The sequence below is a fragment of the uncultured Chitinophaga sp. genome, assembly GCF_937874145.1.
Classification (GTDB): Bacteria; Bacteroidota; Bacteroidia; order Chitinophagales; family Chitinophagaceae; genus Chitinophaga.
Genome location: NZ_CALNBI010000042.1, coordinates 1 through 13524, shown reverse-complemented (window position 1 = coordinate 13524; position 13524 = coordinate 1). Strand labels below are relative to the sequence as shown.

Here is a 13524-nt window from a genome sequence, read left to right as displayed (position 1 = left end):
AGTTGACCGCTTTGCTGGATGGGAAGGATATTGTCGCGGAGGAACGACGCTTTCTCGCGGTCGTTAGGCTCGGTGGCCCATTTCCAGTGTGCTTCGTTGCTCCAGTAATGCGCGTTTTTGAAGGCGGGCACCAGTTTGTCGCCTTCCCTTTCGATGCTGCCGCCGCAATGGTCGAAATGCAGGTGGGTGAGGAAGACGTCGGTGATATCATTGCGGTGGTACCCCAGGGCGGCGAGCGATTTGTCAAGCGTATCGTCGCCGTGGAGATGGTAATGACTGAAGAATTTCGCATCCTGCTTGTTGCCGATGCCATTGTCGATGAGGACGAGCCGGTTGCCGTCTTCCACCAGCATGCAGCGCATCGCCCAGGAGCACATGTTATTGTCGTCGGCCGGGTTGAGTTTGTTCCAGATGCTTTTGGGCACTACGCCGAACATGGCGCCGCCGTCGAGCTTGAAGAGGCCGGTATTGATCGTGTGTAATTTCATGCGTTACATTGTTTCGGTGAGGGCGGGTTTTTCCGCCACTGCTAATCTACGTTGTTTCCGCAAAGCGGAGAAGAGCCAAAGGAGCCCTACAACGAAGAATCCCATCAAAACCAGCACGGACGTCCGCATATCGCCGGTCAGGTGCTCGATATACCCGAAGCTGAAGAGCCCCAGCACGATGGAGAATTTCTCCGTTACGTCGTAGTAGCTGAAGAAAGAAGCGGTGTCCCGCGTTTCGGGGATCAGCTTGGCGTAAGTAGAGCGGCTCAGCGACTGGATCCCGCCCATCACGAGCCCTACGGCTACGGATAACAGGTAAAACTGCATCTCCGAGGAAATGAAATACGCGCAAAGGCAGATCCCGATCCACAACACCACCGTCAGCATCAGGATCCGGAAGTTGCCATACCGTTCAGACAGGCGGGCCATGCCCCAGGCGCCGAGGATCGCCACCAGCTGGATGATCACCACGCAGGCGATGAGGTTGCTTTGTGCCATTTTCAATTCCTTCAACCCGAAAATGGTGGCTACCATCATCACGGTCTGCACGCCCATCGAGTAAAAGAAGAACCCGCGCAGGAAGTGTTTCAGCACGGGCATCTGGCGCACCTGTCCGTATACTTTCTTCAATTCCGTAAACCCTTCTGAAAACACGCCTCCTTTATGCACATCGATAGCCGGCTGCGATTTGGGCAGGCGCACGAAGGGGATCTGCGCAAACCCGATCCACCAGAGCCCGACGAGGAGGAAAGTGATCCTGGGCGCGAGGTCGCCGGGCAGGCCATTCGCGTCGAACGTCAATACCAGCGCGAAGCCTATGATCTGCAGCAATACGCTGCCTATATACCCGAAGGAATAACCGCGGGCGGAAACCCGGTCGCGCAGTTCCACCGGCGCGATTTCCGGCAGGTAAGAATTGTAAAACACCAGCCCGCCGCAATACCCGACCGTAGCCAGCACGAAATACAGCACGGCCAGCTCCAGCGAAGAATCCTTCGTGAACATAAAAAACGCCATGCACGAAAGCCCGCCGAGGTAGGTGAAAAAGCGGAGGAAGTTCTTTTTATTGCCCCGCGTATCCGCGATGGAACCGAGGATGGGCATGGTAAACGCGATGAGGAGATAGGCGAACGCCAGCGCATAGTCGTACAGCACGGAATTCTTCAGCTGCCAGCCGAAAAAGTCCACCACGTCGCCGCCGGATTTGGCATTGGTAATGGAAATGAAGTACAGGGGGAAAAAGGTGGTCGTGATCACGAGGTTATACACGGAATTGGCCCAGTCGTACATGGCCCATCCGTTCACGACTTTTTTATTTGGAATGCTCATAGGGAGTATTTAATCATTCACAATGAAGCCTGAAAGTACAAATTATTACTTGTAGTCGCTGATGCGGATTTGCGCTTTGCAGAAGCTGTATTCCGCGGGGTCGTTGGAAGACACGATAATGAGCCGGTTGCCGCCGTATTCGGCGATGAGCTGCTGGTACAGCGCGATGCCTGCGGCATCGAGGTTGGTGCAGGGCTCGTCGAGCAGCAGGGCGCGGACGTCGGAGAAGATGGCGAGGGCCAGCCGGGCGCGCTGTTTCATACCGGAAGAGAAATGCCGTACCTGCTTATGCCAGGCGCCGTCGAGGCCGACGATGCCGGCGATTTCCCGGGGCTTGAATCCCGGCAGGAACGACTTGAACTGAAGATGGAAACCGAAGCATTCCTCCAGGGTCAGTTCTTCCACCACCTCCAGGTAGGGGGCCACGATGGCGCAGTGGCGGAAGAACTGATCCTGCGGAAGCAGTTGATCGTTGAAGAAGTATTCGATCTGGCCTTCACTGTGATGGTGATGGCCGCTGATGATCTGCAGCAGGGTGCTTTTGCCGGAGCCGTTGGGCCCGAGAATGGCAAAGCCGCCCGTACCGGAGAATGTGTGGGTGAAACGACGGAAAATCCAGTCGTGGTTATACCTTTTGCCGACCTGGTTAAGCGAGATCGTCATTCGCCCGGGTGCTGTATCCCCTCATGATGCCGCGCCCGGAGTCGCGGATGAAGGAGAGGATCTCGTCCCTTTCGTCCGTGGCCGGGAATTCGGCTTCGATGATGCGGATGGCTTTGGAAATATTGTTGCCTTTCACGAAGAGGATCCGGTAGATGTCCAGGATGTGGTTGATCTTGTCCAGGGAGAAGCCTCTGCGTTTGAGCCCGATGGAGTTCACGCCGACGTACGACAGCGGTTCGCGGGCGGCCTTTACGTAGGGCGGCACGTCTTTACGGACGAGGGAGCCGCCGGTCACGAAGGCGTGGTTGCCCACTTTGCAGAACTGCTGAACGGCTACCATGCCCGCCAGCACCACGTGGTCGCCGATGGTGATGTGCCCGGCGAGGGTGGTGTTGTTGGAGAACACGCAGTTGTTGCCGATGATGCAATCGTGCGCGATGTGGCTATAGGCCATGATGAGGCAGTTGTTGCCGATGGAAGTTTTCCAGCGGTCCTTGGTGCCCCTGTTAACGGTCACATACTCGCGAATGGTAGTGTTGTTGCCGATTTCCACGATGGTTTCCTCGCCTTCGAACTTGAGGTCCTGCGGGATGCCGGCGATCACCGCTCCGGGGAAGATGCGGCAGTTTTTGCCGATGCGGGCGCCTTCCATGACGGTCACATTGGAACCGATCCAGGTGCCTTCCCCGATTTCGACATTTTTATGAATAACGGTAAAAGGATCGATTTTGACGTTGGGCGCTACTTTGGCGTCCGGGTGGATGTATGTGAGCGGATGAATCATGCTGTTATTTTAGCCTTCGCGTTTTACAATTTGAGCAACCATGTCTGCCTCCGCCGCTACTTTATTGCCGACGAAAGCGGTTCCGCGCATTTCCACCAGGCCTCTGCGGATGGGGCTGAGCAGCTCCATTTTCAGTACCATGGTATCTCCGGGTATCACTTTTTGCTTGAATTTGCAATTATCGATCTTGAGGAAATAGGTGTCGTAATTCTCGGGGTCCGGCTTGGGGTTGAGGGCAAGGATGCCGCCTACCTGCGCCAGTGCCTCGCAGATCAGCACGCCGGGCATAACCGGGTTGTTGGGGAAGTGCCCCTGGAAGATCTGCTCGTTGAAAGTGACGTTCTTGATACCTACCACCTGCGTGTCGCTCAGCTCGATGATCTTGTCGACCAGCAGCATCGGGTAACGGTGCGGCATGGTTTTCACGATGCGGTTGATGTCGTAGATCGCGGGTTGGTTGGGATCGTAGATGGGAACGTCGCGGTTGTGCTTGTTCTTTTTGATGTACGCCTTGATCTTGCGGGCAAACTCCACGTTGGAAGCGTGGCCCGGGCGGTTGGCGATGATATGCGCCTTGATGGGGTAACCGATCAGGGCGAGGTCTCCCACGATGTCGAGCAGCTTGTGGCGTGCCGGTTCGTTGGGGAAGTGGAGTTGTGCGTTGTTGAGGATGCCTTCGCGCTGGTGAACGGCGATTTCGGCACGGTCGAACGCCTTTGCGAGGCGGTTCAGCTCTTCCTGGCTCATCACACGGTCTACCACCACGATGGCGTTGTTGATGTCGCCGCCTTTGATGAGGTTATTGGCCAGGAGGTATTCCAGCTCGTGGAGGAACACGAAGGTGCGGCAGGGCGCGATGTCTTTCTTGAAATCGGCCAGGCTCTTCAGGTTGGCGTGCTGGGTGCCGAGTACGGGAGAATTGAAGTCGATGAGCGTGGTGATGCGGTAATCCACTGCAGGCAGGGCTACCATTTCCACTTTCTTCACTTCGTCGTAGTAGTTGATGTTGGTATCGATGGAATACCAGATCTTCTTGGCTTCCTGCTCCTGGATGCCTACTTCCTCGATCAGTTCGATGAAGGGGAGGGAGGAGCCGTCCATAATGGGGATTTCCGGTCCGTTGATCTCGATCAGGACGTTATCTACGCCCATGCCCACGAGGGCAGCGAGGATGTGCTCGACGGTACTGACGCGGGCGCCGTTGTGCTCGAGCGTGGTGCCGCGGGCGGTATCTACCACATAATCCACATCTGCTTTAACGATTGGCTGATCCGGAAGATCGATGCGTTGGAATTTGATGCCGAAGCCGGGCATCGCCGGCTTGAGGGTCATGTTCACATGCGCGCCTGTGTGCAAACCAACGCCTGAAATGGTCACGGGGCCTTTCAGGGTCTGTTGGTTCTGTTGCTGAGTGTCCATCATTATAGCTACGTATTCAGTTTCGTTTTAATAATTACACGCCGGCTTTTTCCGCCAGCAGCTGTTTCACCATGTCTTCGAGCTCTTTGACCCGTTTTTCCAATTCCGGCAAATTTCTAAAAATTGCCTGACTTTTCAGTGAACTTTTATAATCGTACGCCGGGGAACCGGTAAGGGCCGTATTGGGCGTAGTTATGGATTTGGACAATCCGCTCTGTGCATTGATGCGCGTACCGTCGGCGATCTGGATATGCCCTACGATACCCACCTGCCCGCCGATCACGCAGTTCTTACCGATCTTGGTGCTGCCGGAAATGCCCGTTTGCGCCGCAATCACGGTATTCTGCCCGATCTCCACGTTGTGGGCGATCTGGATGAGGTTGTCGAGCTTCACGCCGGAAAGGATCACGGTGGAGCCCATCGTGGCCCGGTCGATCGTGGTGTTGGCGCCGATCTCCACGTCGTCATGGATCACCACATTGCCCACCTGGGGTACTTTTTTATAGGAACCGTCGGCCTGGGGCGCAAACCCGAACCCGTCGCCGCCAATTACGCAGCCGGCGTGGAGGATCACGCGGTTGCCCACCACGCAATGGTCGTATACTTTCACACCGGGGTAGAGCACGGAACCGGAGCCGATCTTCACATTATCGCCGAGGTAAACGCCGGGATAGATCTTCACGTTGTCGCCCAGCTGCACGTTTTCGCCGAGATAGGCGAAAGCGCCGATAAACACGCCGGTACCCATCTTCACGGTCGCCGGCACATGGGAGGGCTGCTGGATACCGGTTTTTGCGCCCGCACCCACCATCTGCTGGTATTTCTCCAGCAACAGGGCAAAGGAGCTGTATGCGTCCTTCACGCGGATAAGCGTGGGCTTCACGGGACGGTCGATCTCCAGGGTATCGTTCACGATGAGGATAGAAGCCTGTGTGGTGTAGATAAATTCTTCGTACTTGGGATTGGCGATGAAACTTAACATGCCGTCTCCTGCCTCCTCGATCTTGGCGATATTGTGCACTTTCACTTCCGGGTCCCCCTCCAGCTTACCGTTCAGTATGGTAGCCAGCTGTAATGCGCTGAATTGCATAGTTATAATTTGAAAATGTTACCTTCCAGGCTGCCTCCGGCTGATATGAATGTATTCACTAACATGTTAAGTTCGTGTAAAACGTTGTTAGCCTAGAATTTTGGATGACAAATGTAGAATTTTTTTATCGGTCTTGCCAAAGTATGCGATACAAGGGCATTGTCGATAGAAGAAATATCCCGCACGTTGCCGTCCTTATATAATATGTTAATCTTTTCATCTTCAGCGTCATACGCCTTGAGGCTCGCGGTATCGGTGAACACGAAATATTCCGCTTCCTCCGGGGTAAGCCCCAGCGCTTCCGTCGCTTTTTCCCGCCAGGCGGCCACTTCCTCCGGCCCAAACGGATCGTTCCGGAGGGTGACCTTGAAAAGTTGGCGGTTCACGAGCCACCCGCAGAGGGTGCTCAGCGTCTTGTCGGCATGCCCGGCCCAGACTTTAATGGCGCCCATGATATCGTAATCGTCCAGCAGGCAGAACTGCCGCAGTACCTCGGGGTCGTGCCCGAATGCCTCGCGGCCCACGCGGCTGTACAGGAAGTACTTCAGCGCGGGGGAACCGAACAGCTCCTCTCCGCCGAGGGCCAGCGCCTTGGCCCGCTGCAGCACCTTCACCAGCATGCTTTCCGCGCTCAGCACCGTTTTGTGCAGGTACACCTGCCAGTACATGAGCCGCCGCGCCACAATGAACTTCTCGATCGAATAAATCCCTTTCTCCTCCACCATCAGCTCCCCGCCGGCCACCGTCAGCATCTTGATGATCCGGTCGTAGGAAATCACCCCTTCCGAAACACCCGTGTAAAAGCTGTCGCGGCTCAGGTAATCCATCCGGTCGACATCTAACTGGCTGGAAACCAGTTGATGCAGGAATTTTTTATGGTACCGGTCGTTAAAAATCTCCAGGGTAAGGTCCAGCGCGCCGTCCATTTCCCGGTTGAGGGTCTGCATCAGCAGCTGGGAAATCTCCTCGTGGGAGACGCCCTCCACCAATGTATGCTCCAGCGCATGGGAATAAGGCCCGTGACCTACATCATGCAATAATATGGCCATTTTTGCCGCCACTTCCTCCTCCTCCGTGATCTCCACGCCCTTGCCCTTCAGCTCCGCCAGCGCGCAGCTCATGAGATGATACGCCCCCATGCTGTGATGGAACCGCGTATGCATGGCGCCCGGGTAAACCAGGTGCGCCAGCGCCATCTGGTGGATCCGCCGCAGCCGCTGGTAATACGGGTGCGACAGGAGGCTGAATATCAATGGATGATCGATTGTTATAAACCCATACACCGGGTCGTTCACAATCTTGCGTTTTCGGTCAGTCATTCGCTTGTTTTATAATCGATCGGTACAAATCTACGCCATCCGCGCTAACTTTTACTGAACCCCGGGGCCCGTAAACCCGTTTTAACACCGTGCGGGTACGATTTTTGACCTTATCTAAATATTTGCCAATATATTCTAAATAAATTCGTAATTCGTATACATGAACCAAATCAACATACTCTGGGTCGATGATGAAATAGATTCCCTCAAATCCCAAATCATTTTCCTGGAAAGCAAGGGTTACCAGGTATCCGCCCTCACCAACGGGTACGACGCCCTCGAATTCCTCCGCGATAACATCGTGGACGTCGTGCTGCTCGACGAATCCATGCCCGGCATCACCGGGCTGGAAACCCTCGGCAAAATCAAGGAGATCAACCAGCAGATACCCGTGGTGATGATCACCAAGAACGAAGCGGAAAACGTGATGGACGAAGCGATCGGCTCCCAGATCACCGATTACCTCATCAAACCCGTCAACCCCAACCAGGTACTGCTGTCCCTCAAAAAGATCATCGACAACAAGCGCCTGGTGGCCGAGAAAACCACCACCGCCTACCAGCAACAGTTCCGGACCCTCTTCATGGCCCTCAACGACAACCCGAACCACGAAGAATGGGCCGATATCTATAAAAAACTCGTCTACTGGGAAATGGAAATGGCGAAATCCGACAGCCCGGAAATGCTCGAAGTGCTCCAGTCCCAAAAAGCCGAAGCCAACAACGAGTTCGCCAAATTCATCGGCAGGAATTACGCCGACTGGGTGGCCCCCGGCGCCAAAAACGCGCCCATCATGAGCCACAGCCTCTTTGCGAAGAAAGTCGTGCCCCTGCTCGACCCCTCCGTACCCAATTTCTTCATCCTGATCGACAACCTCCGGTACGACCAGTGGAAAGCCATCCAGCCCATCTTCTCCGAATCGTTCCGGGTGGTGGAGGAAGATACCTTTTACAGTATACTCCCCACTTCCACCCAATACGCCCGCAACGCGATCTTCGCCGGCATGCTGCCCATCGATATCGAAGCGAAGTTCCCGGATGAATGGAAGAACGACGACGAGGAAGGCGGCAAAAACCTCCATGAAGAGAAATTCATCGCCGCACAGCTGGCCCGCCTGAAGATGGATCCCAAATTCTCGTATACCAAGGTGGTCCACCATGCCGACGGGCAACATCTCGTCAATAACATGCACAACCTGCTGAACTATCCGCTCAACGTGATCGTTTATAACTTCGTGGACATGCTCAGCCACGCCCGTACCGAGATGGAAGTGCTCAAGGAACTGGCCGGCGACGAGGTCAGCTACCGCTCCATCACCACCAGCTGGTTCGAGCATTCGCCGCTGCACCAGGCATTGAAGAAGATTTCGGACAAGAAGATCAATATCATCGTAGCTACCGACCATGGCTCGGTTCGCGTGAAAACGCCCGTGAAAGTGATCGGCGACAAGCAAACTACCACCAACCTGCGCTACAAGCACGGGCGGAACCTGAACTACGATCCCAAGGAAGTGCTGGCCTTCCGCGACCCGAAAGATGCGGGGCTGCCGAGGCCGAATGTCAATTCTTCTTATATCTTTGCCCGCGAAGACGGATACCTTTGCTATCCGAACAATTATAATTTTTTTGTGAACTATTACCGCAACACCTTCCAGCACGGCGGCATCTCCCTCGAAGAGATGATCGTTCCGGTAGCGAAGCTGGTCAGCAAATAGATAAACAACGGGAGACAATATGAACCTGAAGAGTACCCCCGCCAACCTGGCGAAGCTGGAGAAGATTTTTGACGAGGCCAAATACATCATCCGTTACGAAAAGGGAACGTTCAACTCCGGCTACTGCATCCTGGAACACAAGAAAGTAGTGGTGGTGAACAAATTCCTGAACGTGGAAGGCCGTATCAATACCCTGCTCGACATCCTGCCCGCCATCACCCTGGAGGAAGGATTCCTCACGCCCGAATCGCAGAAACTCTACCGCCAGGTGATCGAAAGCAGGGCCGAAGCCGCCGCCAAAGAGGAAAAGGAAAACGGGGAAGCCGGGAAAGATGAAGCCGGCGACGCTCCTGCAGACGAAAACCCGGAAACCCCGCAGCCGTGAAAGTAACCTTCCTCGGAACGGGCACCTCGCAGGGCGTGCCGGTCATCGCCTGCCCCTGCAGCGTTTGCGCCTCCGCAGACCCGCGCGACAAGCGGCTCCGTTCCAGCATCCTCATTTCCGACGAACAGGCCGGCAATATCGTGATCGATACCACGCCCGATTTCCGCTACCAGATGCTCCGCGCACAGGTGAAGCGCCTCGAAGCCGTGGTGATCACGCATTCCCATAAGGACCACATCGCGGGGATGGATGATATCCGCGCATTCAACTATTTCCAGCAACAACCCATCGATATCTATGCCTCGGAATATTCGCAGGACGTTATCATCCGCGAATTCTCCTACGCATTCGCCGATTTCAAATATCCCGGCATTCCCGAGCTTAACCTCCGCACCATCGGCGACGAACATTTCTTCGTGAACGGACTGAAGTTCACGCCCATCAACGTTTTGCACCACAAAATGCCGGTTCTCGGATTCCGTTTCGGCGACTTCACCTACATCACCGACGCGAACTTTATCGCGCCGGAAGAAAAGGAAAAGATCCGCGGTTCGCAGGTGCTCGTGCTGAATGCCTTGCGCCGCGAAAAACATATTTCCCACTTCACGCTGGATGAAGCGATCGCATTGGGCAAAGAACTGGAAGTGCCGCAGGTACTCTTTACGCATATCAGCCACCAGCTTGGTTTGCATGCGGAAGTAGATCCCACCCTGCCGGAAGGCATGCACCTTGCATATGACGGTCTCGAAATAAATTTGTAATCCAAAAATCGTTACATTCGGCATCCATTAAAACCATTGTTTGTGCCGGATAACTTTTTTGATTTTTCCCGTCGGGAAAGACAAGGTGTTGCCTGTCTGCTGATCCTCATCCTAATATTTCAGGGTTTACCATTTGTGTGGACGCGCGTGCGCCCGGAGCCGCCGCTGGCAGATACTGCCGGCATCGCCGAAGCAGAGCGGGCTGTAGCGATGCTCCTGGCGGAAGGGGCGCGGGAAAAGACGCGGCGGTACGACAGCATGCGCGCGAGCTGGAAGCGGCCGGTTTATCGGAGGGACAGCGCATTCCGAAAGCCCTGGCCGCGCGACAGTTCCCGGAAGAAGATATGGGAGCGGAAAGCGGTGCCGGTGATCGATATCAATACTGCCGACAGTGCGGAATGGGAGCGGTTGCCGTACATCGGTGCGGGGTATGCGGGGAGGATCGTGCGGTTCAGGGAGCGGCTCGGCGGCTTCTACAATCACAAACAAGTGAGCGAAACCTACGGTTTGCCTGATTCCGTTTTTAAAAAAATTCAACCTTACTTACAGCTGGGTGATGAATCACTAAGAAAAATCGATCTCAATGAGACAGATGAAAAATCTTTGGCCGATCATCCATACATCAACACGAAATTGGCCCGTGCCATCATACGCTATCGTAGTGCCAACGGGCGTTTCAGGCAGGTGGAAGACCTTCGCGCATTGCCTTTGGTGAATGATTCCATTTATCGTAAAATTGAAAAATACTTAACCGCCCCTTAAAACGTAATTTCAGGTTATGAATTTTCAGCCAACGGACATGCAACAACAGATTGCGCAGGTGATCAAAGATTTTGGAAAAACGAACATCCAACCGCATATTATGGAATGGGACGAGTCCCAGACTTTTCCTGCAGACCTTTTCCACCGGATGGGTGAACTGGGGCTGATGGGCGTACTCGTACCCGAAACTTATGGCGGTTCCGGGCTTGGCTACCTGGAGTATGTGACGGTGATCAGCGAAGTAGCGAGGATCTGCGGCGCGGTGGGATTGAGCCTGGCGGCGCATAACAGTTTGTGCACGGGCCATATCCTCCAGTTCGGCAACGAAGAGCAGAAGCAGCGCTGGCTGCCCAAACTCGCCGGTGGCCAGTGGATCGGCGCCTGGGGCCTCACCGAGCCCAACACCGGATCCGATGCCATGAACATGAAATGCGTGGCCCGCAAAGAAAGCGACGAGTGGGTGCTGAACGGCACCAAATGCTGGATCACGCACGGGAAAAGCGGGGACGTGGCCGTAGTGATCGCCCGCACCGGCGAAGTGCGCGACAGTCATGGTATGACCGCCTTCGTTGTGGAGCGCGGTACGCCGGGCTTCAGCGGGGGCAAGAAAGAAAACAAACTCGGCATGCGCGCCTCCGAAACCGCTGAAATGATTTTTGACAATTGCCGCATTCCCGCCGCCAACATGCTCGGCAAGGAAGGCGACGGCTTCATACAATCCATGAAAGTGCTCGACGGTGGCCGCATTTCCATCGCGGCGCTCTCGCTGGGCATTGCGAAAGGTGCCTACGACGCGGCTTTGAAATATTCGCAGGAACGCCAGCAATTCGATAAACCGATTGCCAGCTTCCAGGGGATATCGTTCAAGCTGGCGGATATGGCCACGCAGATCGCGGCGGCCGAACTGCTCACCATGCAGGCCGCGGACATGAAGAACAAACACCTCCCCATGACCAAACAGGCCGCCATGGCCAAATACTACGCATCCGAAATCGCCGTGTCGATTGCCAACGAGGCGGTGCAGGTGTTCGGCGGGTATGGGTATACGAAAGATTTCCCGGTAGAGAAGTTTTACCGCGACGCGAAGCTGTGCACCATCGGCGAGGGCACCAGCGAGATCCAGAAGATCGTGATCGCGCGGGAAGTTTTAAAGGCTTAAATATTAGAAAAGGTCAATCCGGATAGTTCAGCGGCTGGCTCCTGCAGGGGCCAGCCGCTGCGGTTTTATAGCGGACGGCGCCAGCCCAATTTTATTTATCTTTAAGACACATGAAGCCAATCATCATTTCCGAAAAACAAGGCATGCCACCCATCGCCAAATGGATCGGGGGGATTATTCTCATACCCCTGGTGGTGTTGTTTATGTATATGGCCGCGACCACCGGGGAATGGATACATTACACACTCGTTACCCTGATGACGCTGCTGGTATTGGGCGGGGTGGTGATGTTCATGTATATGCAAATCGACCTGAATGATCGCGGCATCCACCTGAAAATCCGCCCGGTAATCCGCTTGCAGCGCAGTTTTCTTTGGGAAGACATTGCCGAGGTAACTCCTAAAAAAGGAAGTGCTTTATATGGCTGGGGCATCCGGTTTATGGGAGATGGCTGGGGCTATCTTTTCGGAGGAAAGCAAATGCTGCAGGTGCGCCTGCGCAATGGCAAGACCCGCTATTTTACCACGGACCACGGAATTGAGATAGTGGATGCATTTCGACGCTGGCAGGCCAAATAGATGCGATTTGAAACCTTGATTGCTTTTCATGCCCCAAAGGATCGCTTAATCCATCAATTTTAACACCCATACATACAATTTTAACCCCCTCCCTTCCGTTTTCTTCCACAAAAGTAAAAATTTAATCAATCGATTGCATGGTGGTAATGGGTTGATAATGATTTCGTTATTTTTTAATGATAACTTTTATAAATTGCGATCCCAAGCATCTAACATATGACAACCTTTGAAGACCAATTGCGTCAACTATTCCCCGATGCAGCCGCCATTCCGGCGGAGTACGACCTGCCCGGGGAAATCCACCAGAAAAGCTATCTGTCAGACGGCGTTATGAAAAACTGGCCTGGCGACGTCCACACCGTGGTATCGCCCATTTGCATCAAGACCCCCAACGGCCTGGAGCGCCGTGTGATCGGTTCGTACCCCCTTTGCGGCCCGGAAGAAGCCATGGCTTCCCTGGATGCCGCCGTTGCCGCGTATGCAGACGGCAGGGGAGAATGGCCCACCATGTCGGTGCCCGAGCGCATCGCATGCGTGGAGAAATTCACCGGCAAAATGATCGCCAAAAAACAGGAAGTGGTCAAACTCATCATGTGGGAAATCGGCAAATCCTACGCGGATTCCGTGAAGGAATTCGACCGCACGGTAGAGTACATCCACGCCACCATCGACGCGCTCAAAAACCTCGACCGGAAATCATCATCCTTTGCCGTGGAGCAGGGCATCATCGGGCAAATACGCCGCAGTCCGCTCGGGGTGGTCCTCTGCATGGGGCCGTTCAATTATCCCCTCAACGAAACCTTCACCACGCTGATCCCCGCGCTGATCATGGGCAACACGTTGCTCTTCAAACCCCCGAAGCACGGCACCCTGTTGCATTACCCCCTGCTCGAAGCATTCCGCGACTGCTTCCCGAAGGGTGTGGTCAACACGATCTACGGCCGCGGCAACCAGATCATCGCGCCGTTGATGGAATCCGGAAAGATCAACGTGCTCACGCTCATCGGATCCAGCAAGGTGGCCAACCAGCTGAAGAAGATGCACCCGAAAGTAAACCGCCTGCGCGCCATCGT

14 protein-coding genes are annotated in these 13524 nt (G+C 54.7%); 7 read left to right on the top strand and 7 right to left on the bottom strand.

The window, feature by feature from the left end:
- The 7 genes from Q0510_RS01905 to Q0510_RS01875 all read right to left on the bottom strand — a co-directional run.
- Positions 1–488, bottom strand: a 488-nt coding sequence (locus tag Q0510_RS01905; RefSeq protein WP_298707715.1) for an MBL fold metallo-hydrolase, incomplete at its 3' end; no start/stop codon positions are given.
- Positions 489–491: 3 nt separating this feature from the next.
- Positions 492–1817, bottom strand: a complete 1326-nt coding sequence (locus tag Q0510_RS01900) for an MFS transporter (protein WP_298707713.1) — start codon at positions 1815–1817, stop codon at positions 492–494.
- Positions 1818–1862: 45 nt separating this feature from the next.
- A complete protein-coding gene (locus Q0510_RS01895) occupies positions 1863–2480 on the bottom strand; it encodes an ATP-binding cassette domain-containing protein (RefSeq protein ID WP_298707711.1) in 618 nt (205 codons plus the stop codon).
- On the bottom strand, positions 2464–3264 hold the full coding sequence (gene lpxA, locus Q0510_RS01890) for an acyl-ACP--UDP-N-acetylglucosamine O-acyltransferase (protein WP_298707709.1): 801 nt from the start codon (positions 3262–3264) through the stop codon (positions 2464–2466). The genes Q0510_RS01895 and lpxA overlap by 17 nt, the downstream gene beginning before the upstream one ends.
- Positions 3265–3273: 9 nt before the next feature.
- The gene (locus tag Q0510_RS01885) at positions 3274–4686 is read right to left on the bottom strand and encodes a bifunctional UDP-3-O-[3-hydroxymyristoyl] N-acetylglucosamine deacetylase/3-hydroxyacyl-ACP dehydratase (RefSeq protein ID WP_298707708.1); all 1413 of its coding nucleotides are present in this window, start codon (positions 4684–4686) and stop codon (positions 3274–3276) included.
- Between the two features lie 31 nt (positions 4687–4717).
- Complete coding sequence (gene lpxD, locus Q0510_RS01880; RefSeq protein ID WP_298707705.1) at positions 4718–5773, bottom strand: UDP-3-O-(3-hydroxymyristoyl)glucosamine N-acyltransferase; 1056 nt, start codon at positions 5771–5773, stop codon at positions 4718–4720.
- Positions 5774–5865: 92 nt separating this feature from the next.
- Positions 5866–7092, bottom strand: coding sequence for an HD domain-containing protein (locus Q0510_RS01875; RefSeq protein ID WP_298707703.1), 1227 nt, complete (start codon positions 7090–7092; stop codon positions 5866–5868).
- Between the two features lie 160 nt (positions 7093–7252).
- On the opposite strand from Q0510_RS01875, the gene Q0510_RS01870 reads away from it, so the two are divergent.
- The 7 genes from Q0510_RS01870 to Q0510_RS01840 form a co-directional block, all read left to right on the top strand.
- Positions 7253–8806: a response regulator gene (locus Q0510_RS01870; RefSeq protein ID WP_298707701.1), complete on the top strand. Its 1554-nt coding sequence runs from the start codon at positions 7253–7255 to the stop codon at positions 8804–8806.
- Positions 8807–8825: 19 nt separating this feature from the next.
- Positions 8826–9191: a hypothetical protein gene (locus Q0510_RS01865; RefSeq protein ID WP_298707699.1), complete on the top strand. Its 366-nt coding sequence runs from the start codon at positions 8826–8828 to the stop codon at positions 9189–9191.
- Positions 9188–9952, top strand: coding sequence for an MBL fold metallo-hydrolase (locus Q0510_RS01860; RefSeq protein ID WP_298707697.1), 765 nt, complete (start codon positions 9188–9190; stop codon positions 9950–9952). Before Q0510_RS01865 ends, Q0510_RS01860 begins: the two co-directional genes overlap by 4 nt.
- Before the next feature lie 42 nt (positions 9953–9994).
- Entirely contained in the window at positions 9995–10714 is a 720-nt protein-coding gene (locus tag Q0510_RS01855; protein WP_298707717.1) for a helix-hairpin-helix domain-containing protein, read from the top strand.
- A gap of 16 nt (positions 10715–10730) precedes the next feature.
- Positions 10731–11873, top strand: coding sequence for an acyl-CoA dehydrogenase family protein (locus Q0510_RS01850; RefSeq protein ID WP_333862065.1), 1143 nt, complete (start codon positions 10731–10733; stop codon positions 11871–11873).
- Between the two features lie 110 nt (positions 11874–11983).
- Entirely contained in the window at positions 11984–12451 is a 468-nt protein-coding gene (locus Q0510_RS01845) for a hypothetical protein (RefSeq protein ID WP_298707694.1), read from the top strand.
- A 216-nt stretch (positions 12452–12667) separates the two neighbouring features.
- Positions 12668–13524 (top strand): aldehyde dehydrogenase family protein (locus tag Q0510_RS01840; protein WP_298707693.1); only part of this gene is annotated, 857 nt, incomplete at its 3' end.